The 25,836-nt window shown below is 70.0% G+C and carries 24 protein-coding genes and 1 pseudogene; 19 read left to right on the forward strand and 6 right to left on the reverse strand.

Features of this window, described 5'->3' with window-relative positions:
* Position 1 precedes the first annotated feature (1 nt).
* From G8A07_RS10180 to cysC, 3 genes and pseudogenes are all read left to right on the forward strand, one after another.
* Positions 2–1,240 carry a hypothetical protein gene (locus G8A07_RS10180; protein WP_195796890.1) on the forward strand — a complete coding sequence of 413 codons (1,239 nt, stop codon included), beginning with the start codon at positions 2–4 and terminating at the stop codon, positions 1,238–1,240.
* The gene (locus tag G8A07_RS10185; protein ID WP_249937292.1) at positions 1,231–2,064 is read left to right on the forward strand and encodes an arginase family protein; all 834 of its coding nucleotides are present in this window, start codon (positions 1,231–1,233) and stop codon (positions 2,062–2,064) included. Before G8A07_RS10180 ends, G8A07_RS10185 begins: the two co-directional genes overlap by 10 nt.
* Before the next feature lie 47 nt (positions 2,065–2,111).
* A pseudogene (gene cysC / locus G8A07_RS10190) lies at positions 2,112–2,672 on the forward strand (adenylyl-sulfate kinase); the annotation flags it as partial.
* Here the strand turns inward: cysC and G8A07_RS10195 are convergent.
* From G8A07_RS10195 to G8A07_RS10205, 3 genes are all read right to left on the reverse strand, one after another.
* Positions 2,653–3,855: a DUF418 domain-containing protein gene (locus G8A07_RS10195; RefSeq protein WP_195796892.1), complete on the reverse strand. Its 1,203-nt coding sequence runs from the start codon at positions 3,853–3,855 to the stop codon at positions 2,653–2,655. The pseudogene cysC and the gene G8A07_RS10195 sit on opposite strands and share 20 nt — an antisense overlap.
* The gene (locus G8A07_RS10200) at positions 3,852–4,463 is read right to left on the reverse strand and encodes a TetR/AcrR family transcriptional regulator (RefSeq protein WP_213086262.1); all 612 of its coding nucleotides are present in this window, start codon (positions 4,461–4,463) and stop codon (positions 3,852–3,854) included. The genes G8A07_RS10195 and G8A07_RS10200 overlap by 4 nt, the downstream gene beginning before the upstream one ends.
* An 87-nt stretch (positions 4,464–4,550) precedes the next feature.
* Complete coding sequence (locus tag G8A07_RS10205) at positions 4,551–5,150, reverse strand: NAD(P)H-dependent oxidoreductase (RefSeq protein ID WP_195796893.1); 600 nt, start codon at positions 5,148–5,150, stop codon at positions 4,551–4,553.
* 90 nt (positions 5,151–5,240) lie between these two features.
* Here G8A07_RS10205 and G8A07_RS10210 point away from each other — a divergent pair, with 90 nt between their 5' ends.
* The 12 genes from G8A07_RS10210 (at position 5,241) to G8A07_RS10265 (ending at position 17,653) form a co-directional block, all read left to right on the forward strand.
* Positions 5,241–5,876 (forward strand): TetR/AcrR family transcriptional regulator, encoded by a 636-nt coding sequence (locus tag G8A07_RS10210; protein ID WP_195796894.1) that lies wholly within the window; start codon positions 5,241–5,243, stop codon positions 5,874–5,876.
* Between the two features lie 85 nt (positions 5,877–5,961).
* Complete coding sequence (locus G8A07_RS10215) at positions 5,962–6,276, forward strand: iron uptake protein (RefSeq protein ID WP_195796895.1); 315 nt, start codon at positions 5,962–5,964, stop codon at positions 6,274–6,276.
* 18 nt (positions 6,277–6,294) lie between these two features.
* Positions 6,295–7,974 (forward strand): PepSY domain-containing protein, encoded by a 1,680-nt coding sequence (locus G8A07_RS10220; protein WP_195796896.1) that lies wholly within the window; start codon positions 6,295–6,297, stop codon positions 7,972–7,974.
* Positions 7,967–8,293, forward strand: coding sequence for a DUF3325 family protein (locus G8A07_RS10225; protein WP_195796897.1), 327 nt, complete (start codon positions 7,967–7,969; stop codon positions 8,291–8,293). The genes G8A07_RS10220 and G8A07_RS10225 overlap by 8 nt, the downstream gene beginning before the upstream one ends.
* Positions 8,294–8,471: 178 nt before the next feature.
* On the forward strand, positions 8,472–10,709 hold the full coding sequence (locus G8A07_RS10230; RefSeq protein ID WP_195796898.1) for an NADP-dependent isocitrate dehydrogenase: 2,238 nt from the start codon (positions 8,472–8,474) through the stop codon (positions 10,707–10,709).
* A gap of 203 nt (positions 10,710–10,912) precedes the next feature.
* The gene (locus G8A07_RS10235) at positions 10,913–11,419 is read left to right on the forward strand and encodes a sigma-70 family RNA polymerase sigma factor (protein ID WP_195796899.1); all 507 of its coding nucleotides are present in this window, start codon (positions 10,913–10,915) and stop codon (positions 11,417–11,419) included.
* Positions 11,416–12,408: a DUF4880 domain-containing protein gene (locus G8A07_RS10240; protein WP_195796900.1), complete on the forward strand. Its 993-nt coding sequence runs from the start codon at positions 11,416–11,418 to the stop codon at positions 12,406–12,408. The genes G8A07_RS10235 and G8A07_RS10240 overlap by 4 nt, the downstream gene beginning before the upstream one ends.
* A gap of 459 nt (positions 12,409–12,867) precedes the next feature.
* Positions 12,868–15,294 carry a TonB-dependent receptor gene (locus tag G8A07_RS10245; RefSeq protein WP_195796901.1) on the forward strand — a complete coding sequence of 809 codons (2,427 nt, stop codon included), beginning with the start codon at positions 12,868–12,870 and terminating at the stop codon, positions 15,292–15,294.
* A gap of 118 nt (positions 15,295–15,412) precedes the next feature.
* Complete coding sequence (locus tag G8A07_RS10250; RefSeq protein ID WP_195796902.1) at positions 15,413–15,598, forward strand: hypothetical protein; 186 nt, start codon at positions 15,413–15,415, stop codon at positions 15,596–15,598.
* On the forward strand, positions 15,592–16,800 hold the full coding sequence (locus tag G8A07_RS10255; protein ID WP_371816440.1) for a PepSY-associated TM helix domain-containing protein: 1,209 nt from the start codon (positions 15,592–15,594) through the stop codon (positions 16,798–16,800). The genes G8A07_RS10250 and G8A07_RS10255 overlap by 7 nt, the downstream gene beginning before the upstream one ends.
* 41 nt (positions 16,801–16,841) lie before the next feature.
* Positions 16,842–17,438, forward strand: coding sequence for a 2'-5' RNA ligase family protein (locus G8A07_RS10260; protein WP_195796903.1), 597 nt, complete (start codon positions 16,842–16,844; stop codon positions 17,436–17,438).
* Complete coding sequence (locus G8A07_RS10265) at positions 17,435–17,653, forward strand: hypothetical protein (RefSeq protein WP_195796904.1); 219 nt, start codon at positions 17,435–17,437, stop codon at positions 17,651–17,653. The genes G8A07_RS10260 and G8A07_RS10265 overlap by 4 nt, the downstream gene beginning before the upstream one ends.
* On the opposite strand, the gene G8A07_RS10270 is transcribed toward G8A07_RS10265, so the two are convergent.
* The 3 genes from G8A07_RS10270 to G8A07_RS10280 form a co-directional block, all read right to left on the reverse strand.
* Positions 17,654–18,280 carry an N-acetyltransferase gene (locus G8A07_RS10270; RefSeq protein WP_195796905.1) on the reverse strand — a complete coding sequence of 209 codons (627 nt, stop codon included), beginning with the start codon at positions 18,278–18,280 and terminating at the stop codon, positions 17,654–17,656. It abuts the gene before it with no gap.
* A complete protein-coding gene (locus G8A07_RS10275) occupies positions 18,277–19,158 on the reverse strand; it encodes a hypothetical protein (RefSeq protein WP_195796906.1) in 882 nt (293 codons plus the stop codon). Before G8A07_RS10275 ends, G8A07_RS10270 begins: the two co-directional genes overlap by 4 nt.
* 313 nt (positions 19,159–19,471) lie before the next feature.
* A complete protein-coding gene (locus G8A07_RS10280) occupies positions 19,472–20,509 on the reverse strand; it encodes a DUF72 domain-containing protein (RefSeq protein ID WP_195796907.1) in 1,038 nt (345 codons plus the stop codon).
* 49 nt (positions 20,510–20,558) lie between these two features.
* On the opposite strand from G8A07_RS10280, the gene tadA reads away from it, so the two are divergent.
* The 4 genes from tadA (at position 20,559) to G8A07_RS10300 (ending at position 25,835) form a co-directional block, all read left to right on the forward strand.
* A complete protein-coding gene (gene tadA, locus G8A07_RS10285; protein ID WP_249937293.1) occupies positions 20,559–21,134 on the forward strand; it encodes a tRNA adenosine(34) deaminase TadA in 576 nt (191 codons plus the stop codon).
* Positions 21,131–22,123, forward strand: coding sequence for an LD-carboxypeptidase (locus G8A07_RS10290; protein ID WP_195796908.1), 993 nt, complete (start codon positions 21,131–21,133; stop codon positions 22,121–22,123). The genes tadA and G8A07_RS10290 overlap by 4 nt, the downstream gene beginning before the upstream one ends.
* Positions 22,124–22,585: 462 nt before the next feature.
* Entirely contained in the window at positions 22,586–24,838 is a 2,253-nt protein-coding gene (locus tag G8A07_RS10295; RefSeq protein WP_195796909.1) for an ABC transporter substrate-binding protein, read from the forward strand.
* Between the two features lie 13 nt (positions 24,839–24,851).
* Positions 24,852–25,835: an ABC transporter permease gene (locus tag G8A07_RS10300; RefSeq protein ID WP_195796910.1), complete on the forward strand. Its 984-nt coding sequence runs from the start codon at positions 24,852–24,854 to the stop codon at positions 25,833–25,835.
* Position 25,836 lies beyond the last annotated feature (1 nt).

A 25,836-nucleotide genomic window follows, 5' to 3' on the forward strand; every position in this document is an offset into this window, starting at 1 on the left:
CATGGACGGCTGTCAGGCGCTCGCCGCGATCCGCGCGCGCCGGGCCGTGCCGGGCTCGGCGCTGCACCTGCAGGTCCGCCGGGTGCTGGTGATCCTGTCGGCCTCGCGCGGCGGCTCCAGCCTGTTCAAGGAGACCCTGGCCAGGCATCCGGGCATCGCCGCGCTGGACGGGGAGCTGGACCCCCTGCTGACCCTGAGCGGCAACGGCTTCCAGCTCAATGCCGACAGCGATGCGATCGACGTGCCGGCCAACGCCGAGGCCCTGAGCAGCGGCATCCTGGACGAGATCTCCTTTCCCGCATCGGACCTGCTCGGCACCGAGCGGCTGCGGCGCAAATGGCGCAACCGGCTGCTCTTGCAGTACCCCCTGCATTTCCTGGCGCCGGGCGCCGATGAGCGCCTGCAGCGCCGGCTCGACGCGGCGCTGGGCCGCATCGACCACGGCGACCGCCGCAGCGAGACCGAGTTGCAGACGCGGCTGCTTGAGGCGGTGTACGAGGACGAGCCCTGGCGGATCGGCTTCTACGACGGCCGCTCCGCCGCGGCCGGCGCGGGCCGCTGCTTCGACGAGGCGCTGAAGATCGAGGAGCCGCCCTTCGTCGTGCCCGCGCTCCGGCGGCGGCCCTTGGGCCCGGATGATGCGCGGGAGGCGCTGCTGCTGTTCAAGTCGCCGTCGGACGCCTATCGCATCGGCCTTTACGAGCGGCTGTTTCCCCATGCCGAGGTGAGCTACCTCCATCTGACGCGCGGCTTCGCGCCCTCGGTCAACGGCCTGATGGACGGCTGGCTCTACCCGCTAGGCTTCTTCTCGCATCGGCTCGACTGCGAGCTCGCCATCCGCGGCTATTCCGATGTCGTGCCCTTCGGCCGCCGCTGGTGGAAGTTCGACCTGCCGCCCAACTGGCGACGCTTCACCGCCGCGCCGCTGGAAGAGGTGTGCCTGAACCAATGGCGTTCGGCCCATGCGGCCATCCTGGACAGCGGCGTGCCCACCCTGCGCCTGGCCTTTGAGGACTTCATCGCCGACCCGGCCGCGGTGCTGGCGCGGGTCACCGCGCATCTGGGCCTGCCCGCGATGACCTTGCCGGAAGCGTTGCCGGTCCGGATGGCGACCGCGCCGCCCGCCCCGCGGCGCTGGCACCAGCGGGCGCCGCTGCTGCTGGCGCTGGGCCGGCGGCCCGAGGTGGGTGAAATGATGGCGCGCCTGGGCTACTCGATGGAGCCCGCGACATGGCTGTGAACGCCAGGCTGCTGCTGCCCTTCCTGATGGGCCAGCGCCGCGATGGCCTGCGCCGGGTGCTGGAGCTCGATCCTCATCCCTGGGAGCTGCTGGCGCATGCGGGGCTGCAGGAGACGATGATCGATGACCCGATCGCCAAGCTGCACAGCCTGGGTCTGCTCTATGCTCAGCTGGCCGAGCGCGTTGCCGCGCTGGTTCGCGACGGCCGCCGGCCGGTCAGCCTGGCCGGCGACTGCGTCTCCAGCTTAGGGCTGCTGGCCGGGCTGCAGCGGGCCTGCCGCTCGCCCGAGCGCGTGCTCTGGCTCGATGCCCATGGCGACTTCCACACCTGGTCCAGCAGCCAGACCCAGTACATCGGCGGCATGCCGCTGGCGATGTTCGCCGGCCGGGTCGACCCCGGCCCCGATCCGCGCAGCCGGGCGACGCGGGCCTGCCTGGCCGCGATCGGCGTGCAGGCTGCCTATCCGCAGCGGCAGATCCTGCTGGCCGATGCGCGCGATCTCGACCCAGGCGAGCGCGAGGCCCTGCTGGGCTCGCAGATCCAGCGCTGCACGCTGGATGAGGTGCTGGACCATCTGCGGCCGCGCGAGCGCCTCTACCTGCATTGGGACACCGACGTGATCGATGACCCGCTCCTGATGCCCGCGCTCAAATACCATGTGCGGCGCGGCCCGAGCGCCGCGGACATGGCGGCCCTGTTCGAGGCCCTGCGGTACTTCGACATCGTCGCGGTCTCCGTGTCCGCCTGGCATGCGGAGCAGGACGCCGACGACCGCACCGCGCGCGCCTGCCTGGATCTGCTGAACCGGCTGCTCGGCGCCTGATCGCGATGGGCGAGCACCGGAACCTGCACCCGCATCGCCCGGACCTGGACAAGGCCGCGCGCGCGGCGCTGAAGGGGCAGCGCCCCGGCGTGGTCTGGTTCACCGGCCTGTCGGGAGCGGGGAAGAGCACCATCGCCAACCTGGTCGAGCTGCGGCTGCATCGCCTGGGCTGCCACACCTATCTGCTCGACGGCGACAACGTGCGCCATGGCCTGAACCGCGACCTCGGCTTCGATGCGGCCGACCGCGCCGAGAACATCCGGCGCGCGGCCGAGGTGGCGCGCCTGATGGTCGATGCCGGCCTGATCGTGCTGGCCGCCTTCATCTCGCCGTTCCGCGCCGAGCGCGGGCTGGCGCGCGCGCTGCTGGCCGAGGGCGAGTTCATCGAGGTGCATGTGGACGCGCCCCTGCATGTGGCGGAGCGACGTGATCCGAAGGGCCTGTACCGCAAGGCGCGGCGCGGCGAGCTGAAGCTGTTCACCGGCATCGACTCGCCCTACGAGGTGCCCCAGTCGCCGGAGCTGCGGCTGGACACGGTCGAGCTCTGCGCCGAGCGGGCCGCCGACCGCGTGGTCGAGCATCTGCGCCTCAAGGGCCTGCTGGCCTGATCAGGCCGGCCTTGCGCCAGGCCGGCCAGCGGCCCAGGGTGATCGCGCGCAGCAGCCATTCCAGCCAGCCATAGGCGAAGCGGTCCATCCACCAGCGGCTGAGCAGCAGCTGCAGCGCGAACAGCGTCAGCGCGATGCCGAGCACCGGCAGCGGCCCCAGCCGGCCGATCAGGCCCAGGCCATAGGCGTGGAAGATCAGCGCGCAGACGGCCGACTGCAGCAGGTAATTGGACAGCGCCATGCGCCCGGCCGGCGCGAACAGGCGGCGCAGCGCGGGGCTGCGCTCGAAGCCCCGCATCGCCAGCGCGATGTAGGCGCCGGTCAGCAGCGGCGCGGTGGCCAGGCCGACCGCGAAGCCGGCCAAGGTGAGGGCGGGCGAGTCGGCCAGATAGACCGCGCTGTAGGCGTAGAACGCCGCGCCCGGCAGGCCGATGCCCAGGCCGAGGCCGATGAGCCGGCGCGCCAGGCCTTGATGCTCGCGCACCCGCGCCAGCATCTCGCGCCGGCCCGCCACCAGGCCCAGGAGGAACATCGCCAGCGCGCAGGGCGCCTGCACGAACAGCAGCACCGCACCAACCCCCGGCAGCTCGCGCAGATGCTGGGCCACGACGCCGACCGCGCTGTCGCGGTAGGCGCGGGTGGCGGCCTCCACTTCGGCCAGGATCGTCGCGCGATCCGGTGGCAGTGGCTCCAGGCTGAGCAGTCCCGCGAGCAGGCCCCAGAGCAGCGCGGTCAGGCCGACCAGCCAGGCCGCCAGGCGCAGCAGCCGCGCATCGTCGCGCTGCCGCAGCGCCAGCAGCGCGAAGCCCAGCAGCGCATAAGTGGTGAGGATGTCGCCATGGAACAGCAGCACCGCATGCAGGGCGCCGAACAAGAAGAGCCCGGCCAGACGCCGCCGCAGGCGCTGCGTCAGCGAGGCGCCGGCCCGTTCGGCCGAGCGCATCTGCAGGGTGAAGCTGTAGCCGAACAAAAAGGAGAACAGCAGGTAGAACTTGGCCTCGAACAGCAGCGAGACCAGAAAGCGCAAGCCACGGTCCAGCGGCGCATCGAAGGCCGGGTCGGGAATGTCCTGGCCGTAGAAGGCCGAGGCGAAGGCCCCGATATTGACCAGCAGGATGCCCAGCAGGGCGAAGCCGCGCAGCGCGTCGACGCCGTCGATCCGATCGGTCTCCGCGGCGCTCATCGCTGGGCTCCCTGCGGCTGCAGCAGGCCGGCCAGCATCTGCTGGAACACCGGGCGGTGCTTGCTCGGGCGGAATTGCGGGTCCATCGCGACGCGGCTGAAGATGCCGTCGATCAGCGCGGCGATGCCCTGGGCCACGGCGGCCGGCGCGCTGGCCGGCGCGATCTGGCCGCGCGCCTTGGCCTCGCCGACCAGCAGGGCCAGCTGCCGGCGCAGCTCCGCATCGTTGTGCGCGACCAGGACGCCGATGTCGGGATCCCGCGCCGCTTCGGCCGCGATCTCCAGCGCCAGGCGGCTGAAGGCCGCGTCGCCGGCCAGGGTGAGGATCAGATCGATGAAGTCGCGCAGCGCCGCGCCGAGGTCCTCCTGCGCCAGCAGCCCGTCGAGGTGCTGCGCCGTCTCCAGGCCCTCCTGCTCGACGATCGCGGTGACGATGGCCTTCTTGCTGGGGAAGTAATGGAACAGGCTGCCCGAGCTGACGCCCAGCTCGGCGCAGATCTCCGCGGTGCTGGTGCGGTGGAAGCCCTTGCGGGCGAAGCAGGCCTTGGCCGCCTCCAGCAGGGCGCGGTAACGCGCGTCGTATTCGTCGGGGTTGATGGTTCGAGCCACGGTTGCCTATAAATTGACAGAGTGCTCGGTATGTTAATTGAGAGGGCCGCCGGTGCGCAAGTGCCACCGCCGGCGGCGCCCCGGGGGTCAGGCGGGCAGGGCGGCGGCGGGCTCCGTGGCGAACAGCCGAGCGCCGAGGGCGCGCGCGGTCTGCAGATGCGCCGGGTCGGCGTCGAGCAGCAGTTCGGAGCGACGCACCTTTGCGCCGCAGTAGTCGAAGATGCCATGTTCGATCTGCGTCTTCATCGCGCCGAAGTAGCCGTGCCGCGCATAGGTGCGCTGACTGGCCCCGCCGACCGCAAGCAGGTGCACGTCCAGATGGCGCAGCTTCTTCAGCAGCGGGCCGCCGGGGCTTTCCTCATAGGCCCAGCCATTGGCGAACACGCGGTCGATCCAGCCCTTCAGCAGGCCGGGCATGGCCCACCAGTAGACGGGGTAGACCAGCACCAGTGCGTCGGCGCGGTCGATGCGCGCCTGCTCCGCGGCGACATCGGCGGCCGGCGGCGCCTCGCGGCGGTGCAGGGCCAGGTCTTGCGCGGTGAAACGCGGATCGAAGCCCTCGGCGGCCAGGTCGGCGATCTCGGCCCGGTGGCCGGCCGCGGCGACCCCCTGGGCATAGGCGGCGGCAACGGCATGGCTGAACGAGGCGGGGTCGGGATGGGCGAGGGCGATAAGGGCTTGTTGCATGGTGCGGGAGCTCCGGATGGCAGTGTGTGATTTGGTGGTTGTATACTTTTGGTAAGTTTACTGATGGTAATTTACGATTGGTATATAGCGATGTCAAGCGAGCCTGTTGAAGAGGATTCCGGCCTGCCGGGCGCGCGTCCGCGGCGGCGCCTGCTGCGCGAGGAGCGGCTGCGCCAGCTGTTGGATGAGGCCTGGCGCCTGGTCCGCGCCGAGGGCACCGAGGCCCTGACCCTGGGCCGCCTGGCCGAGGCGGCGGGCGTCACCAAACCGGTGGTGTACGACCATTTCGGCACCCGCCAGGGCCTGCTGGCGGTGCTGTACCGCGAGTTCGACGCGCGCCAGACGGCCCGGATGGATGAGGCGCTGGCGGCCAGTGAGGCCACGCTGAGCGCGCGCGCGACGCTGATCGCCCGCTGCTATGTGGACTGCGTGCTGCTGCAGGGGCGCGAGATCCCGGGCGTGATCGCGGCCCTGGCCGGCTCGCCGGAGCTGGCTGCGGTCAAGCGCGAGTACGAGGCGGTCTTCATGGAGAAATGCCGCCGCCTGCTGGCGCCATTCGCGCCGCAGGGCCGGCTCGGCACCGCGGGGCTGTGGGCGATGCTGGGCGCGGCCGAGAGCCTGTCGGCCGCCGCCGCGCATGGCGAGCTGGGCGCCGATGCGGCCCAGGCGGAGCTGCGCGACACCATCGTCGCGATGGTGCTGCGCGGCGGCGGGGCGGCGTCCTAGCGCGCGCTGCGGGTTCGCGAGCGCTACTCAGCACCGCGATCTACCCATAGAATGAGAACAGTTCTCATTCTATGAAATCATCCGCATGGCTTCCGAACCGTCTTCCGGCGCCGCCCTGGCGCCGACCCGGCTCCAGATCGTCTCGCGCGTGGCCGCCAGCCTGCTGGGCGGCTGGGCCTTCGTCTGGGGCTTCGTGACCCTGGGCGTCGCGCTGCTGCTGACGGCCGGCATGCCCTTTGGCGATGCGCGCACCCTGGTCTACCTGCTGGCCTTCCTGGTGTTTCTGGTCGCCTTCCTGTGGGCCTTTGCGGCGGCCAGCCTGGCGCGGGTCTGGGCCGTGCTGGCCGGGGGCGGGGTGCTGATGACGGGACTGGCCTGGCTGCTGAGCCAGCCCGCCTGAGCAAGGAGCGAGCAAGCGATGTTCAAGAATTTCCGACTTTCGATGACCTGGGTCCACACCTGGTTCGGCCTGGTGCTGGGCTTTGTGCTGATGGCCTGCTTCTTCTTCGGCTCGCTGTCGGTTTTCGACCGCGAGATCGACCGCTGGGCCATCCCCGCCTCGCGCTTCGCGCCGCAACCGATGCCCAGCTTCGACAAGATGCTGGAGCCGGCCTTCCGCACCATCAAGCTCGACGCGGCCGCTCGCGAGGAAGCGCAGTCGCGCAACAACGGGGTGCTGCCCGAGGAGCTGCCGCTGCACGAGTGGGGCGCCTACACGACGCACCGCGACCCGGTGCTGCAGATGTGGTCCGGCTTCGAGCTGCCCAACCCCAAGGACCCGGACAACGACCATGCCTATGGCGTGCTGACCCTGGACCCGCGCAACGGCCAGCCGCTGCCCGAGACCGCGCTGAAGATCGGCAGCCAGTTCTTCTACCCGATGCATTACGGCCTGCACCTGCACTGGATGGACCTGGGCTACTGGGTCGTCGCGCTGGCCGCGTTGGCGATGCTGGCGGCCCTGGTCACCGGCATCGTGATGCACCGCAAGATCTTCCGCGAGATCTTCACCTTCCGGCCCAAGAAGCACACCCAGCGCAGCGTGCTGGACCTGCACAACCTGACCGGCGTGGTGGCGCTGCCCTTCCACTTCATGTTCGCGCTGTCGGGCCTGATCATCTTCGCGGGCATCTATTTCCCGATCTCGACCACGATGATGAAGCCGCAGGCCAAGGCCTACGAGAAGGCCGAGGCCGCGCGCACCGGCCTGCCCGAGCATGGCGCCGGCATCGCGGCGCCGCTGGCCTCGGTCGACGCGATGGTGGCCGAAGCGCAGCGCCGCTGGGCCGCACGCGGCATGGCCGGCGAGGTGGGCTTCCTGGGCATCCACCATGTCGGCGACGTCAACGCGACGGTCAGCATCTACCGCGCCGGCACCGACCGCGTGACCCTGACCGGCGAGGGCATCCACTTCAAGGGCCCGACCGGCGAGGTGATCCGCGAGGACGATCCGGTCAATGCGGTGAAGGGCGTGAACGACTTCATCACCGGCCTGCACCTGCAGCATTTCCGCCATTGGCTGCTGCGCGTGCTGTACTTCGTCGGCGGCATGGCCGGCTGCGCCTGCATCGCCACCGGCTTCATCTTCTTCGTCGAGAAGCGCAAGCGCCAGCATGCCAAGGCCGGCACCAGCGGCGCGCGCTGGGTCGATGCGCTGGCGGTCACGACGGTGACCGGCATGCTGATCGCCACCGCCGCGATGCTGGTCGGCAACCGCCTTCTGCCGCTGGACCTGCCGGAGCGCGGCATCTGGGAGGAGCGGGTGTTCTGGGGCGCCTGGCTGCTGGCCCTGCTGCATGCGGTCTGGCGCACGGCGCCGGTGCTGAGCGCGCGCATCGCGCCGGCCTGGCGCGAGCAATGCTGGGCCGTGGCCGCGCTGGCCGTGGCCGCCGTGCTGTTGAACTGGATCACGACCGGCGACCATCTGGTCAAGACGATCGGCGAGAGCTACTGGCCGGTGGCCGGCGTCGACCTGATGCTGCTGGTCAGCGCGGGTCTGGCCCTGCTGGCCGTCCGCCGCATCGCGCGCCGCGAGCGCGCCGCCGCGCCGCAGGCGGTCGCCGCCAACAACGCGCTGCCGGAGGTGGCCAATGCGTGAAGAGATGCTGATGCTGGCCGGCGCGCTGCTGGCCGCGCTGCTGGGCCTGGCCTGGCTGGCGCTGGCGATGGATGTGCATTGGGAGCAGGTGCGTGGCCGCGGCGCACCGCAGCCGCGCGGCGCGGTGCGCGCGCTGCGCGTGCTGGGCGTGCTGGCGCTGGCCGGCTCGCTCTGGCTGTGCCTCCTGGTCGACCATGTGTCGATGGCCTCGCTGGTGTGGCTGATGGCCCTGGCCGCCGCGGCCCTGACCGTGGCCTTCACCCTGAGCTGGAAGCCGCGCCTGCTGGCGCCGCTGCTGGGCCCGCTCGGGCGCCGCTGAGCGCGCCGCCCGCATGGTGCGCGGGCGCCACGCGACCCCAAGAAAAAACGACTTTTCGCATCGTGGGGTCGAATTGCAGGAAAATGCCCTGCGCCGTGATTCCGGATGAGGGGGTCGCGGCGCAAGTTTTCACGCGCCCGGCTTCCCGGCCGGGCCACCTTCTCCAGGACAAGAACCCATGAGCACCCAGCAGCCCAACATCATCTACACGCTGACCGACGAGGCCCCCCTGCTCGCCACCGCCGGTTTTCTGCCCATCATGCAGGCCTTCGCGGAACCCGCGGGCATCAAGATCGGCACCAGCGACATCTCGGTGGCCGGGCGCATCCTGGGGGCCTTTGCCGACCGTCTGAGCGAAGCGCAGCGCGTGCCGGACAACCTGGCCGAGCTGGGCAAGCTGACGCTGACGCCCGACGCCAACATCATCAAGCTGCCCAATATCAGCGCCTCGCAGAACCAGCTGGTGCAGGCCATCCGCGAGCTGCAGGCCAAGGGCTATGACATCCCCGATTTCCCGGACAACCCGCAGACCGAGGAAGAGAAGGCCATCCGCGCCAAGTACGCCAAGTGCCTGGGCTCGGCCGTGAACCCGGTGCTGCGCGAGGGCAACTCGGACCGCCGTGCGCCCAAGGCCGTCAAGGAATACGCCAAGAAGCACCCGCACAGCATGGCCGAGTGGAGCCAGGCCTCGCGCAGCCATGTCTCGCACATGTTCCACGGCGACTTCTATCACGGCGAGAAGTCCATGACCCTGGACAAGGCCCGCGAGGTCAAGATGGAACTGGTCGGCAAGAGCGGCAAAACCACGGTGCTCAAGCCCAAGGTCGCGCTGCTGGCTGGCGAGATCATCGACTCCATGTTCATGAGCAAGAAGGCCCTGCTTGAGTTCTACGAGCAGCAGATCGAGGACGCGCACAAGACCGGCGTGATGTTCTCGCTGCACGTCAAGGCCACGATGATGAAGGTCTCGCACCCGATCGTGTTCGGCCACTGCGTGAAGATCTTCTACAAGGAAGCCTTCGAGAAGCACGGCAAGCTGTTCGATGAGCTGGGCGTCAATGTCAACAACGGCATGGCGAACCTGTACGACAAGATCAGCACCCTGCCGACCGCCAAGCAGGACGAGATCAAGCGCGACCTGCACGCCTGCCACGAGCACCGCCCCGAGCTGGCGATGGTCGATTCCTCCAAGGGCATCACCAACTTCCACTCGCCCAACGACGTGATCGTGGACGCCTCGATGCCCGCGATGATCCGCGCCGGCGGCAAGATGTACGGTGCCGACGGCCGCCTGAAGGACGTCAAGGCCGTGATCCCCGAGTCGACCTTCGCCCGCATCTACCAGGAGATCATCAACTTCTGCAAGTGGCACGGCGCCTTCGACCCGAAGACCATGGGCACGGTGCCCAACGTCGGCCTGATGGCCCAGCAGGCCGAGGAATACGGCTCGCACGACAAGACCTTCGAGGTGCCCGAGGCCGGCGTGGCCAACATCGTCGACCTGGCCACCGGCGAGGTGCTGCTGAGCCAGAACGTCGAAGAGGGTGACATCTGGCGCATGTGCCAGGTCAAGGACGCGCCGATCCGCGACTGGGTCAAGCTGGCCGTCAACCGCGCGCGCAACTCCGGCATGCCGGTGGTGTTCTGGCTGGACCCCTATCGTCCGCACGAGGCCGAGCTGATCAAGAAGGTCGAGGCCTACCTTAAGGACCACGACACCAAGGGTCTGGACCTGCAGATCATGAGCCAGGTGCGCGCGATGCGTTACACGCTGGAGCGCGTGATCCGCGGCAAGGACACCATCTCGGCCACCGGCAACATCCTGCGCGACTACCTGACCGACCTGTTCCCGATCATGGAGCTGGGCACCTCGGCCAAGATGCTGTCGATCGTGCCGCTGATGGCCGGCGGCGGCATGTACGAGACCGGCGCCGGCGGCTCGGCTCCCAAGCATGTGCAGCAGTTGGTGGAGGAGAACCACCTGCGCTGGGATTCGCTGGGCGAGTTCCTGGCCCTGGCGGTCAGCCTGGAGGACCTGGGCCTGAAGAGCGGCAACGCCAAGGCCAAGGTGCTGGCCAAGACCCTGGACGCCGCCACTGGCAAGCTGCTGGACAACCGCAAGAGCCCCAGCCCCAAGACCGGCGAGCTGGACAACCGCGGCAGCCAGTTCTACCTGGCGATGTACTGGGCGCAGGAGCTGGCCGCGCAGACCGAGGACGCCGAGCTGGCCAAGCATTTCGCCCCGCTGGCCAAGACCCTGAGCGAGAACGAGCAGACCATCGTCAAGGAGCTGGCCGAGGTGCAGGGCAAGCCGGTCGATATCGGCGGCTACTACAAGCCCGATGCCGAGAAGCTGGCCGCCGCGATGCGCCCCAGCAAGACGCTGAACGCGGCCCTGGCCGCGGCGCGCGGCTGATGAGGCCGTAACGCCGGGACGGGCAGGGCGCCTAGGCGTCACTCCCGTCCAGCGATGACCCGTGTGAAGCGCGGGGGCAGGTCTTGCCCCCGCGCTTTTTTCATGCGCGCTTCAGGTTCGTCCCTGCACCGTTTCAAATGTAAAATGCGAACCATTCGCAATTGAGGGGCGTCGATGCTCGCCCCTCGTCGAGGGAGCGCGTCTTGTCCGGGTCCGAAGCCAGCCAGCAAATCCATGCCCTGTACAGCGGCCATCACGGCTGGCTGCTGAGCTGGCTGCGCCGGCGCCTGGGCGATGCGCAGCAGGCGGCCGACCTGGCGCAGGACACCTTCGTGCGCCTGCTGGCCGCGCAGCGCCTGGAGGGCATCGCCGAGCCGCGCGCCTACCTGAGCACGGTGGCCAAGGGCCTGCTGATCAACTGGTACCAGCGCCAAGCACTGGAGCGCGCCTATCTGGAGCTGCTGGCCCAGCTGCCCGAACCCCAGGTGCCGTCGGAGGAGCAGCGCTACGCGGCGCTGCAGGCGCTGCAGCGCCTGGACGCGCTGCTCGATGCCCTGCCGCCGCTGGTGCGGCGCTGCTTCCTGCTGTCGCAGATCGAGGGCCTGGGCTACGAGGCGATCGCCAAACGCTGCGAGATCTCGCTGTCCAGCGTCAACCGCTATATGAAGCAGGCCTTCCGCCAATGCCTGGCGTTGATGGACTCGGTATGAGCGGATCGGCGAAACCGGCGATCACGCCCGAGGTGCTGGACGCGGCGGCCGACTGGCTGGCGCGCCTGGCCAGCGGCAGCGCCAGCGCCGCCGAGCACGCCGCCTGCGAGCGCTGGCGCCGCCAGCATCCCGAGCATGCGCGCGCCTGGGCCCAGGCCGAGGCGTTGCAGGCCCTGATGGGCCAGTTGCCGCCGGGGCTGACCCTGCCGGTGCTGGAGCGCGCGCGCGGTTTGAGCCGGCGCGGCCTGCTGCGCGATGGCGCCAAGTACGGCGCGCTGCTGGCCGCGCTGCCGGCTGCTTGGGCCGGCTGGCGCGTGGCGCAGGAGCAGGGCTGGACCGCCGAGCTGCGCAGCGCCCGCGGCGAACAGCGTCACGAGCTGCGGCTGGAGGATGGCAGCCTGCTGAGCCTGAACAGCGCCAGCGCGGTCGATCTGCGCTTCGATGCGCAACAGCGCCTGCTGCTGCTGCGCGCCGGCGAGATCCTGCTGGACGCCGCCGGCGACCGCCGCCCGCTGCGGCTGCAGACGCCGCAGGGCCGGCTCGAGCTGGTCAACGGCGGCGCCGGCCGCCTGGTGCTGCGCCTGGCCGGTGCGCTGTCGCGCGTGGCCCTGCTGGACGGCTCGCTGCGGCTGGAGCCGCACCGCCGGCCGGTGCCGACCCTGCGTCTGCGTGCCGGCGAGCAGGCGGCCTTTGATGCGGAGGGCTGGGTCGGCCCGGTCACGCCGGCGGGCCCGGCCAGCCAGGCCTGGACGCGCGGCCTGCTGCCGGCCGACCGCATGCGCCTGGCCGATCTGGCCGCCGAGCTGTCGCGCTACCGCGGCGGCCTGCTGCATTGCGACCCGGCGGTCGCCGAGCTGCGCGTCAGCGGCACCTTCCCGGTCGGCAGCGAGGCCGCGACCGAACGCACGCTGGGCATGCTGGTCTCGACCTATGCGCTGCGCGCCGAGCGCCGCCTGGGCGGTCTGTGGGTGAGGCTGCTGCCGGCCTGATTTCCCTGGCTCGGGGATGTCGCGATTGTGGAAGTCAGGACGCAGGCGGACGGGCAGGCCTGCTTGGCGCTGCGTTCGGCTTTCTCCGCGAACACTTGCGGTGGAGAAGCCGGGATGCGGGTGTGCGCAATTGCGCAGGTCAAGGAGGAGGGCCGCGCAAAGCGGCCCGGGGGACTGAGCCCGGACACAAGGAGTCCTGAGGACTGCTTGTGCCTGGCGAAGGATCGGGCCTCAGGCCCGAGCACGGAGCAATTGCGTACACCCGCGTCCCGGCGCAAGCCAGCTCCCCGCAGGGGCATCAAGACCACGCCGGGAGACCGCGAGTCAATGAAAAAACTGTTGCGTGGGCTGACAGGTTTTGCGCCGCTTGGCTGGCAAGGGGATTGAAGGCCATCGATCGATGGCGCTTGTCCGCTTCCCCTCCATCCCCTTGCCGATCGAAGAAAGAAGTCCCGCTCCATGACCGCCGACCCGAAATTCCGCCTGATCACCCTGGCCGCGCTGGCCGCCCTGTGGGGCAGCAGCGCCGGCGCTGCCGAGCCGCTGCTGGACCAGCCGGCGCTGGCCGCGCCGCAGACCTACCGCCAGGCCGGCGGCCAGCCGCTGGCCCAGGCCCTGAACGAGCTGGCGCTGCGGCTGAGCATTGCCCTGTCCTTCGACCCGGTCCTGACCGAGGGCCTGAAGAGCCCGGCGCTGGCCGGCCGCCTGAGCGCGCGCGAGGCGCTGGCGCGGCTGCTGGCCGGCAGCGGGCTGGAGATCGCGGCGCGTTCGGACGGCAGCTTTACCCTGCGCCGCAGCGCGGCGGCGGCGGCGCCGAGCGCCGAGGCCGATGCGCTGCCGCTGGTGCGCGGCCGCGCCTCGGCCGAGTCGCGCGCCACCAGCGAGGGCACGGGCTCCTACGCCGCGCTGGCCGTGAGCCTGGGCAAGCTGGAGCAGCGGCCGCGCGACATCCCGCAGTCGCTCAGCGTGCTGACACGCCAGCAGCTGGACGACCGCAATCTGGCGAGCCTGGACGAGGCGATGCGCAACGTCACCGGCATCTCGGTCGAGACCTCCAGCACCGGCGGCAACCATGGCAACTTCTATGCGCGCGGCTATGCGCTGGACACGGTGCAGATCGACGGCGTCGTCACGCCGGCGAGCACCGGCAGCGATCTGTCGACCGGCTTCAGCATGGCGGTGTACGACCGCGTCGAGGTGCTGCGCGGGCCGGCCGGCCTGCTGCAGGGCGCCGGCGATCCGGGCGGCAGCATCAACCTGGTGCGCAAGCGCGCGAGCAAGGAATTCGCCGCGAGCTATGAGCTGTTCACCGGCTCCTGGCGTCGCCACGAGGCCCGGTTCGATGTCGGCGGCTCGCTGAACGAAACCGGCTCGGTGCGCGGCCGCCTGGTTGCGGCCTACCAGGACCGCCATTCCTTCGTCGACCATGTGAATTCGCGCAAGCCGCTGGTCTACGGCACCGCCGCCATCGACCTCGATGCGCGCACCACGCTCAGCGCCGGCCTGACCTATCAGCAGTACAAGGGGCGCCCCGCCTTCGGCCTGCCGGCCTATGAGGACGGCAGCTTCCTCGAGGTGCCGCGCTCGACCAATGTCGATCCCGCCTGGAGCCACATCAACGAGGAGCTGAAGGAGTACTTCGGCGAGATCGAGCATCGCCTGGAGAACGGCGGGCGGGCCCGGCTGAGCCTGGTGCATCGCGAGCAGGACGAGCCCTCGCGCAAGTTCGGCTGGGCCGATTGCTCGGTCGACCGCACGAGTGGCGACAGCTGCCTGATCAGCTGGATCTACCGCAGCCACTGGAAGACCCAGGGCGCCGATGCCTTTGTCAGCAGCCCCTTCGAGGCCTTCGGCCGCCGCCATCAGCTGACCCTCGGGGCCGACTACCGCCGCGTCAGCAAGGCCTTCCAGTACGGTGGTGGCGATGGCGCCTATGTCAACGTCTACCGGCCCGACAACCGGGTGCCCGAGCCCAGCTACACCTTCGACAACGGCAACAACAGCAAGACCACCCAGTACGGCGCCTATGCCCGCGCCCATCTGCAGCTGGCGGATCGGCTGCAGCTGGCGCTGGGCGGCCGGCTCAGCTGGTGGGAGCGCAGCGAACAGAACCGCAACGCCTACTTCAACCAGTTCTCCGACACGCACACCGAGGTCAAGCACAAGTTCACGCCGCTGGCCGGCCTGGTCTACACGCTGAACGACAGCTGGTCGGCCTATGCCAGCTACACCAGCATCTTCTCGCCGCAGACCGCCAGCGATTTCCAGGGCCGCGGCCTGGCCCCGCGCACCGGCAAGCAGTTCGAGCTGGGCCTGAAGGCCGAGCTGTTCGACAAGCAGGCCAACGCCCATGTGGCGCTGTTCCGCATGGAGGACGTGAACCGCGCGACGACCGACCCCGATCATCTGCGCTACTCGATCGCCGCCGGCAAGATGCGCAGCGAGGGCCTGGAGGCCGAGATCACCGGCCGCCTGCTGCCGCGCTGGGACCTGAGCGCCGGCTATGCCTTCAACTACACGGCCACCCTGAGCGGCACCGACGAGGAGAAGCGCCGGCTCTACAGCTACATCGCGCCGCGCCATACGCTGCATCTCTGGAGCAAGTACGGCTTCGGCCCCGGCGCGCTGGACGGCTTCAGCGTCGGCGCCGGCCTGCGCGCCCTCAGCAGCACCTACCGCCTGGCCGGCGACGTCAAGTTCGAGCAGCGGCCCTATGCGCTGGCCTCGCTGCAGCTGGGCTACCGCTTCGGCTCCGGGCTGGAGGCGGCGCTGACGATCGAGAACCTGTTCGACAAGGTCTACTACCAGCGCGTCTGGGCCGCCTTCGGCTCGAACTACTACGGCGAGCCACGCAACGCGATGCTGAGCCTGCGCGGGAAGTTCTGATCGGTTCGGGCGGGAAGGGGGGTGACGGCTCGTGTTTAAAATGAGAATAGTTTTTATTCTCGATAATGATGCTAGCCGCCACCATCCCCCGCCAGCCCCGTCCCGACGGAGACCGCCCGTGAACGCCGCCTTCCTGCGCCTGTGGGGCTGGCCCATCGTCCTGGGCCTGCTGTCGGCCAGCGGCCTGCTGACGGCCCTGGTGTCGGACGGCTGGGGCGACTGGTGGTCCTGGCTGGCCCTGGGCCTGCCGCTGGCGGTGATGGCCGGGTTCGGCCTCAAGGGTCGGAGGGCCGGCCGATGCTGAGCGCCCGCGCCCTCAAGACCTGGACCTGGTTGCACAAATGGAGCAGCCTGGTCTGCACGGTCTTCATGCTGCTGCTGTGCCTGACCGGCCTGCCGCTGATCTTCCACCACGAGATCGGGCATCTGCTCGGCACCGAGGTCGAGGCGCCCGCGAAGGCGGTCGACAAGCTGCCGAACCCGCCGCGCATCGGCCTGGACGAGGTGCTGGCGGTGGCGCGCGCCCAGCATCCGGACCGGGTGGTGCAGTTCGCCTCGCTGGACGAGCATGACGACCGCATCTGGTTCGTCACGATGACGCCCACGCCGGCGCCGACCGACGACTTCCGCTCGGTCGTGGTCGACGCCCGCGATGGCGCGCTGCTGGGCCAGCCCAGGTTCAACGAGGGCTTCATGTACTGGATGTTCCGGCTGCATGTGGACCTGTTCGCGGACCTGCCGGGCAAGCTCTTCCTCGGCCTGATGGGCCTCTTGCTGCTGGTCGCCATCGTCACCGGCGTGGTGCTGTACGCGCCCTTCATGCGCAAGCTGGCCTTCGGCGAGGTGCGGCGCGAGAAATCGCCGCGCATCAAGTGGCTGGACCTGCACAACCTGCTGGGCATCGTGACCCTGGTCTGGGCCTTTGTGGTTGGCGCTACCGGCATGATCAACACCTGGGCCGACCTGATGATCAAGTACTGGCAGTACAGCGAGATCAGCACCCTGCTGGCGCCCTACAAGGACCAGCCGGTGGTGCCGCTGGCCGAGCGCGGCTCGGTGCAGGCCTCGCTGCAGGCGGCGCGCGCGCAGGCTCCGGGCATGAAGCTGTCCTTCATCGCCTTCCCCGGCACCGCCTTCTCCAGTCCGCACCACCACACCTTCTTCCTGCGCGGCGAGACGCCGCTGACCTCGCGCCTGCTGCAGCCGGTGCTGGTCGACGCGAAGACGACCGAGGTCACCGCGGCGCCGCACCTGCCCTGGTACCTGACCGCGCTGCTGGTCTCGCAGCCGCTGCATTTCGGCGACTACGGCGGCCTGCCGATGCAGATCATCTGGGCCCTGCTGGACATCGCGACCATCATCGTGCTGGGCAGCGGCCTGTATCTGTGGTTCAAGCGCCGCGCGCCGCGCCAGCTGGCCGAGGAGGCCGGCGCGGTGGTGGCCGCGCCGCCGCCATCGCCGACGCCGGAGTTGGCGAGCGCACGCGGCGTCGAGACCTCGGCCTGACGTGGCCTGGATGGCGGGAGCTGCTGTTCTAGACTCCGGCCATGCCCCAGGCCCACGACCCTTCAGCAGCGCGCCCCGACCACCGCCTGTTCTTCGCGCTCTGTCCCGACACGGCCACCGCGCTGAAGTTGTCGGCGCTGGCCACCCGGCTGAAGAACGAGCTGGGCTTGAAGGGGCGGCCGCATGCGCTCGAGCGCTTCCATGTCACGCTGCACCATCTGGGCGATTTCGTCGGCATGCCCATCGAGCTGCGCGAGCGGGCCGAGGCCGCCGCCGACGGCCTGCGCTTTGAGCCGGTGGCGCTGCGCTTCGACCAGCTGCTGAGCTTCACCCGCAAGGACCGCAATCGCCCGCTGGTGCTGGGCGGCGGGGCGGGCCTGGACGGAGTGCGGGAACTGCAGCGCGCGCTCGGCGCCGCGCTGGCCGCGGGCGGCGTGCCGCTGGAGCGCGGGAGCTTCACGCCGCACCTGACCCTGATGTACGACGATGCGGCGGTGCCGCGCCAGGACATCGCGCCCATCGGCTGGACCGCCGGCGAGTTGGTGCTGGTCGACAGCCTGCTGGGCCAGAGTCGGCACCTGCGGCTGCGCAGCTGGCCGCTGACGCAAGACGAAAAAAGAAAGGACGCCCAAGCATGAGAGCCGCCCTGAGCATCCTGGGCCTGGTGGTCGTGCTGACCATCGTGCTGCTGATGAGCAAGAAACAGATGCAGGCCCGGCAAGACCTGGCCCCCAGGCCCGCGGCCTCGGCCGCCTCGGCGACGGCCGACCCGAACCTGCCGGCGGCGGTGGGCCGGCAGGTGCAGGACTCGCTGGACCAGGCGCGCCAGCGCGCCTCGGGCGCACTACCTTAACTAAGGCCCGAGGCGCAGCCCGGCCCGCCGGCCCAGCGCCTCCAGGCTCCAGCCGCGGCCCAGCAGCAGGCGGCGCGTCTGCAGCGCCTCGCATGGCGCGGCGCCGATCTCGCGGCCTAGATAGGCCAGGCGCTTGTCGCGTAGGTCCACGTAGGCCGACTCGTACTGCCGCGCCAGCGTCTGCCACAGCGCATGGGCGCCCTCGGACTGGCGCGCGCCGCTGAGCAGGCAATGGCGGCCCGCCTCCAGCACGCGGCGGTAGATCGCGCCGGCCAGGCCGCGGCGCTGGTAGGCGGCGCGAAAGCGCGAATGCGGCGCGCGCAGATGGCGGTCGGCGCGCCGGTCCAGCTCGATCAGGCGGTTGAACACGGTGTAGCCGGCCAGGCGGTCGCGCGCGATGTCCTCGACATAGACATACAGCTCGCCATCGGCCTCGCGCTGGCGCAGCAGCAGGTCGGGCGGGCCGAAGCTCTGGCCGGCCAGGCCATGCAGCGGATCGCCGGGTCTTCGCATCCGGGCCTGCAGCGCGTCGAGTTCGCGCTCCAGTTCGTCGGGCGGCAGCTGCACGTCGATGCGCAGCGCCAGCGGGCGCGGCCGGGCCAGGCAGGCGGCCAGCAGCGCGCTCATGGCTCGTCCTCCTCGGCCCAGCAGCCGCTGAGCAGGGCCGCGGGGCGCGCCGCCGCCCGCACCCGCGCGCTGCTGGGCCAGGCCTCGGCGCGCACGTCCAGACCGGCATAGATGCCATAGCCGGGGCCGGCCTCCAGCGGCCCGCCGGCGAGCAGGCTTTCGCCGGCCTTGATCGCGCCGGCGGCCCGGATCGCGCCGCCGGCGCGTATGCCCCAGCCGGCCTGCAGATGGCCGCCGCAGCGCAGCCCGGTGCCGGCCTTGATGCCCTGGGCGGCGTGCAGGTCCGCGCCGGTTTCGACCGCGCCGCCGGCCCACAGGCCCTTGGCGCAGTCGAGCGCGCCGGCGACGCGCAAGGCCCGACCGATGCGCAGCGCGCCGGCCAGGCGCAGGCCGGCGCCGACCTCCAGGTCCCAGGCGGCGCGCAGCCCGCCGCCGCCGCTCAGCGCCGCGCCGACCTCGATGCCCCAGTCGGCACGGATGTCGTCGCCGGCCTCGAGCCGACCGCCGCAGCGGATCGCGCCGCCGCTGCGCAACTGATCGCCGGCGATCAGGTCGCCGCCGACCGCCAGGCCGGCGCCGGCCTCGATCTGCCGGCCGCAGCGCAGCAGGCCCTCGATGCGGACGGCGCCGCGTACGCGCAGGCTGCCGGCGAAGACCAGGGCCTCGGCCTCCAGATGTTCGAGCGCCAGTTCGGCATCGGTGGGGCCGAACTGGTCCAGCAGCCAGCAGGCGTCGGCGATGCGGCCTTCCCGCACCAGCGCGTCGAGCAGGGCCTGGTAATCGGTGCTGGCGGCGGGGCGCTGGCGGTGCCGCAGATACCAGCGCAGGCCATCGGCGCAGGGGCGCTTGGCCTTGACGAAGTTCTTCGTGAGTTCCATGACGAGTCATTCCGGACGTGGGGAGATCACGCGACCGGGACGGGCTCGCGCCGGCTGATGCCGGCCAGGAAGGGAAAACTAGCTGAGGTGGCCCCGGTCGCTCCGCGGTGGCCGTGCGGGAGGCTCGCTCAGGACGGTTGCCCGGCCCGAGCCGCCCGCACGGCTTCGGAAAGCACGGCGGTAACACCGCTCAGGCTGGCGGCGTGGCTGGGGCTGCCGGCACAGGCCGCGGGCGCACGACGACCGGCCGCGGCGGCGGCGGCGATGTCGTGGTGCGGTTGGCGGCGGGGCATGGGCGGAACGGGGAAGAGGGTCAGGTCTTGGCCGCGGATTGTCGCACCACGGCCTCGGCCAGCGCGCGCACGCTCAGCGGCGCGCAGCCCTCGGCCTTGTTGCTGATCGTGACATAGGCCTTGTGGCCGGCGCCGGTGGTGCCGCGTATCACCTGGGCCAGCACCGCGCGGGTGTCGGGGTCGGGGTCGAGCATGGCGTCGAAGTCGCCGTACTTCTTCGCCGCCTCCTCGTAGCCGAAGGGGCCGTGCAGGCGGTTCAGGTTCCAGCGGCAGACCAGCGGGCCGGGCCAGAGCGCGCGCAGCAGCGGCAGTTGCTCCTCGATCGCCGGCAGCTTGGGATGCAGGCCCAGGCAGTAGGTGGCGCCGGCCTCGCGCAGCACCGCGACGAAGTCCGGCGTCAGCCATTCGGGGTCGCGCACCTCGACCGCGATCACCCCGTCCGGCGTGGCCGCGCGCAGGTCGGGCAGGGCGCGCAGCAGGGTGCGCAGGCGCTCCAGTTGCTCGGGCATGCGCTGCAGCATGCCGGGTGTCAGCGGGCTGAGCTGGAACACCAGCGCGCCGATCCTGGCGCCCAGGCCCTCCAGCGCCGGCTGGATGAATTCCTGCAGCGCCAGCGCCGGGTTCAGGAAGGCGGGATTGAGCTGCTGGCCGCGGCCGCTGCCCTCGGCTCGCACCTGGGCATCGGCGACCAGGCTGGGCGCCTTGACCGTGAAGCGGAAGTCGGCCGGTACCTGGGCCGCATAGCGCTCGTACTGGCTGGCGGTCAGCGGGCGGTAGAAGCCGCGGTCGATGCTGACCGCGCGGTGCAGCGGCTGCTGGCTGTAGGCGGCCAGACCCTGCTTGGACAGCAGGGTCTCGGCATAGGCCTTGTCCCAGACCAGGCCGGCCCAGCCGGGATAGGTCCAGGAGGAACTGCCCAGGTGGGCCTGGGCGGGCAGGGCGGCGGCCAGCGCGCGCTGGGCCTCGTCGACGGGCTGGGGGCGGACCTTCTGGCCGGGCGCGGTCACCGGCGGGGGCGGCGCGGCCAGCTCCTCGTCCGGGAACAAGGCATCTTGCATAGGGCGGCAAGGATACCCGGCCCGCCCGCTTGCTACACTGCCCGGCCCCATGACGACGAACATGACGACCGCGACGCCGACCGACGAATACGCGATGCGCCTGGCGCTGGATCAGGCGCACAACGCGCTGCTGGTCGGCGAGGTGCCGGTGGGCGCGGTGATCATGCGCGCGGGCCAGGTGATCGCGACCGGCTACAACCGCCCGATCACGACCCATGATCCGACGGCCCATGCCGAGATCGTCGCGCTGCGCCATGCGGCCACCCTGCTGGGCAACTACCGGCTGCCGGAGTGCGAGCTGTTCGTGACCCTGGAGCCCTGCGCGATGTGTGCGATGGCGATGATGCATGCGCGGCTGAAGCGCGTGGTGTTCGCCGCTCCCGATCCCAAGACCGGCGTGGCCGGCTCGGTGCTGGACCTGTTCGGCCAGAAGCAGCTGAACCACCATACCCATATCGTCGGCGGCGTGCTGGCCGAGCCCTCGGCCGCGCTGCTGCGCGAGTTCTTCGCCGAGCGCCGCGCGGCCGCGCGCCAGCGCCGCCTGGCGGCCGCCGCGGCGGCATCCGGCGCCGACGATCCCATCCCCACCGGCGACGCCACCCATCTGGACCCCGAACAACCATGAGTTCCCTGACCCTGTTCACCCCCGCCGGCGTGCTGGCCAAGAGCCAGCCGCTGAAGCGCGCGGCCAAGCGCCTGAGCCAGCTCGGTTTCGAGGTCGAGATCGATGCCGACGCGCTGGCCAAGCATCAGCGCTTCGCCGGCGACGACGCGACCCGCCTGGCGGCGCTGCACCGCGTCGCCGATGCCGCGCCCTCGGTGGCGCTGGCCACGCGCGGCGGCTATGGCATGACGCGGCTGCTGGACCAGATCGACTGGACGCGCCTGCTGCGCTCGATCGAGCAGGGCACGCGCTGGGTCGGCCATAGCGACCTGACCGCGCTGCAGCTGGGCCTCTTGGCCCATACCAAGCATCGCGGCTTCGGTCTTTGGGCCGGCCCGCTGGCCTGCGACGACTTCGGCCGCACGGACGAGGAGGGCGGCGTCGACGAGGTGACGCAGGACTGCTTCGTCGAGGCGATGCAGGGGCTGCTGGAGGCGGTGGGCTTTCGCACCGAGGCCGGCTTCGACGGCCTGCACGAGCGCGGCACCCTGTGGGGCGGCAACCTCTGCGTGCTGAGCTCGATGCTGGGCACCCCGCATTTCCCCAAGATCAAGGGCGGCATCCTGTTCCTGGAAGACGTCAACGAGCATCCCTACCGGGTCGAGCGCATGCTGCTGCAGCTGGCGCAGGCCGGCGTGCTGCAGGCGCAGAAGGCGGTGGTGCTGGGCGAGTTCAGCGCCTGGAAGAAGTCGCCGCTGGACCGCGGCTACAAGCTGAAGGACGCGATAGAGGCGGTGCGCGCGCGCTGCCCGGGCCTGCCTATCCTGACCGGCCTGCCCTTCGGTCATGTGCCGACCAAGGTCTGCCTGCCGGTCGGCGCCAAGATGGACCTGGTGGTGCAGGGCCGCGAGGCGCTGATGATCTGGGGCCCGGACCCGGCGCACCATCATCACCATGAGGACTGCGGCGAGGATTGCGGGCACGATCACCATGATCACCACGCGCACTAGGGCCTGCTAGCGCTGCGGCAGCAGGTCGCGTTGTGATCAGAAAGGCCGCAGGCAAGGCGCAAACCGCAGCCGGGTTGGACACCCGGCGAGGATTTGCAACGCCGCATGCGGTCTTTCTGGTCACAACCCTTCGGGAAGGCCCGCCCCCAGGGGCCACTCGTCGTTGCAACGCTGGCCCGCACGCGAGTGCGGGCGGCGCGCTGCGCCTAGATTGGCTCCTGGGGGCGGGCCTTCGCGGCCTACTGCCGCAGCGCTAGCAGGCCCTCTAGGTGCACCGCCCCGCGGCCGCGGGGTGAAAAGGGCGGCAAAGCCCTTATGATCTCGCCCTTGCCTCCAGCGCGCGCGGCCATAAGCCGGGCACTCTCGGGGGCTCGTTGTTTTTGGTGGGTGCCCGCCCAAGCCCGACCCGAGGGGCTTGCCGACCGTGCGCCCGTGCTCCGTCAGAGGATAGGTAGGGTTCGCATGCAAGGGCTTCCTGGTTTCGCCGCGTTGCGCGGCATCGGCCTGGCGCTGGCCGCCGCAGCGGCGACGCTGGCGCTGACCGCCTGCAACAACAGCCCCTATGAGCTGGGTGCGGCCAAGTCGAACACGATCTACAACTCCTTCGACGAGCGCTCGCCGCGCTATCTGGACCCGACCGCGTCCTACAGCAACCCGGAATCGGTCTACACCTACCAGATCTACGAGCCGCTCTACGCCTACCACTACCTGAAGCGGCCCTACCAGCTGGTGCCCAAGGTGGCCGAGCGGGTGGTGCATCCCTATTACCTGGACAAGGACGGCAAGCGCCTGCCGGACGATGCGCCGGCCGATCAGATCGCGCAGTCGGTCTACGACATCCCGATCAAGAAGGGCATCAAGTTCCAGCCGCACCCGGCCCTGGCGAAGGACGATAAGGGCAACTACCTGTACCACCACCTGACGCGCGAGCAGCTCGGCGCCAAGCGCTCGCCCTGGGATTTCCCGGTGCAGGGCACGCGCGAACTGGTGGCCGAGGACTATGTCTATGCGATCAAGCGCCATGCGACGCCGCGCATCGAGGCGCCGATCTTCGCGATCTTCTCCGAGTATGTGCTGGGGCTGAAGGACTACGCCAAGCTGGTGCGCGAGGAGAACGCCAAGCTGCTGAAGGGCCTGCCCGAAACGACCCGCGACAAGCCCTTCCTGGACTTCCGCCAATGGCCGCTGGAGGGCGCGCAGGCGGTCGACAGCCACACGCTGCGGGTGCGCATCAAGGGCAAGTACCCGCAGTGGCAGTACTGGATGGCGATGACCTTCGTCTCACCGCTGCCCTGGGAGGCCGATGCCTTCTATGCCCAGCCGGGCATGGCGGAGAACAGCATGTCGCTGAACCAGTGGCCGCTGGGCACCGGCCCCTACATGATGACCGAGTATGTGCAGGACCGGCGCCATGTGATGAAGCGCAACCCGAACTACCGCGGCGAGCCTTATCCCTGCGAAGGCTCGGAGGCCGACCGCAAGGCCGGCCTGCTGGACGATTGCGGCAAGACCATGCCCTTCGCCGACACCATCGTCTCGACCATCGTCAAGGAGAAGGTGCCGCGCAAGGAGCTGTTCAAGCAGGGCTATCTGGACGTGCCGGAGATCGAGCGGCCCGAATGGGGCGTCGACTTCCAGGTCGACATGGACGATTCCGACGAGGTCAAGGCCGCCTACCAGGCCAAGGGCTTCAAGTTCCCCCTGGTGACCGACATCAACAGCTGGTACCTGGGCTTCAACTGGATGGACCCGGTGGTCGGCAAGGGCGACACGCCCGAGCAGCAGCTGAAGAACCGCAAGCTGCGCCAGGCGCTGTCGATCGCGATCGACTGGGAGGAGGGCTACGGCCGCATCTTCCGCGCCAAGGGCGGCGTGGCCGCCCATGGGCCGGTGCCGCCGGGCGTGTTCGGCTCGCGCGAGGAGGAGCCGGGCTACTTCAATCCGGTGACGCACCGCCTGGTCAATGGCGAGGTGCAGCGTCGTCCGATCGAGGACGCGCTCAAGCTGCTGGCCGAGGCCGGTTATCCCGACGGCCGCGACGCCAAGACCGGCAAGCCGCTGGTGCTGAGCTACGACTACCAGCGCACCACCACGCCCGAGATCAAGGCCGAACTGGACTGGATGGTCAAGCAGTTTGCCAAGCTGGGCGTGCAGCTGGAGATCCGCGCCACCGACTACAACCAGTTCCAGGACAAGGTGCTCAAGGGCAAGCACCAGATCTTCTGGTGGGGCTGGCTGGCCGACTATCCGGACGCGGAGAACTTCCTGTTCCTGCTCTACGGCCCGAACAGCAAGTCCAAGCATGAGGGCGAGAACACCGCCAACTACGAGAACCCCGAGTACGACCGCCTGTACCGCCGCATGCAGACCCTGGACGATGGTCCGGAGAAGCAGAAGGTGATCGACCAGATGGTGCAGATCGCGCGCGAGGACTCGCCCTGGGCCTGGGGTTACTGGCCCTATGTGGGCCTGGCCTTCCAGCCCTGGGTCTACAACGGCAAGCCCGGCATCATGATCCGCGACATGGCGCGCTACTACCGCGTCGACCCGCAGCAGCGCGCGGCCAAGCAGGCCGAATGGAACCGCCCGATCTGGTGGCCGCTGCTGCTGTTGCTGGCCGGCGCCGCCGCGATCATCTGGACCACCCGCAGCTCCTTCCGTGCCCGCGAACTGGCGACGGCCAAGGGCTACGACGCCGCCCGCAACGCCGCCTGAGGCCGCAAGCACCATGCTGAACTACATGATCCGCCGGCTCGGCTACGGCATCCTGATCCTGATCGGGGTGAACCTGTTCACCTTCTTCCTGTTCTTCTCGGTCAACACGCCGGACGACATGGCGCGCCTGAACATCGGCGGCAAGCGCGTCACGCAGGAGCAGATCGAGAAGTGGAAGGTCGAGCGCGGCTACGACAAGCCGCTGTACTGGAACGAGGCCGAGGCCGGCAGCCAGAAGCTCACCAAGACCATCCTGTGGGAACGCTCGGTCTCGCTGATGATGCTGGACTTCGGCCGCTCCGACGCGCGCCAGGCGATCAACATCGGCCATGAGATCAAGACCCGCATGGGCGTCAGCCTGCAGCTGGCGGTGCCGCTGTTCATCCTGCAGGTGATCATCAGCACGGCCTTCGCTTTGCTCCTGGTGTTCTTCCGCAATTCGCGGATCGACTTCTGGGGCGTGGTGCTGTGCGTGCTGATGCTGTCGATCTCCAGCCTGTTCTACATCATCGTCGGCCAGTACTTCTTCTCGCGCGTGCTCAAGCTGGTGCCGATCAATGGCTATGCGGCGGGCCTGGACGCGGTCAAGTTCCTGGCGCTGCCGATCGCGCTGTCCCTGCTGTCGCGCCTGGGCGGCGAGGCGCGGCTGTACCGCGCGATGCTGCTGGAGGAGGTGGGCAAGGACTATGTGCGCACCGCGCGGGCCAAGGGGCTGTCGGAGCAGGTGGTGCTGTTCCGTCATGTGTTGCGCAATGCGCTGATCCCGATCATCACCAGCGCCGGCGCCTACCTGCCCTATGTGTTCCTGGGCTCGCTGGTGTTCGAGAGCTTCTTCGGCATCCCGGGCCTGGGCGCCTTCGTGATCGAGGCGATCACCGGCCAGGACTTCGCCATCGTGCGCACGATGGTGTTCCTCGGCGCACTGCTCTACATCGCGACCAATGTCGTGATCGACATCGCCTACACCTTCGTCGACCCGCGGGTCCGCCTCGCCTGAT

The sequence above is a fragment of the Roseateles sp. DAIF2 genome (assembly GCF_015624425.1).
Lineage (GTDB): Bacteria > Pseudomonadota > Gammaproteobacteria > Burkholderiales > Burkholderiaceae_C > Kinneretia.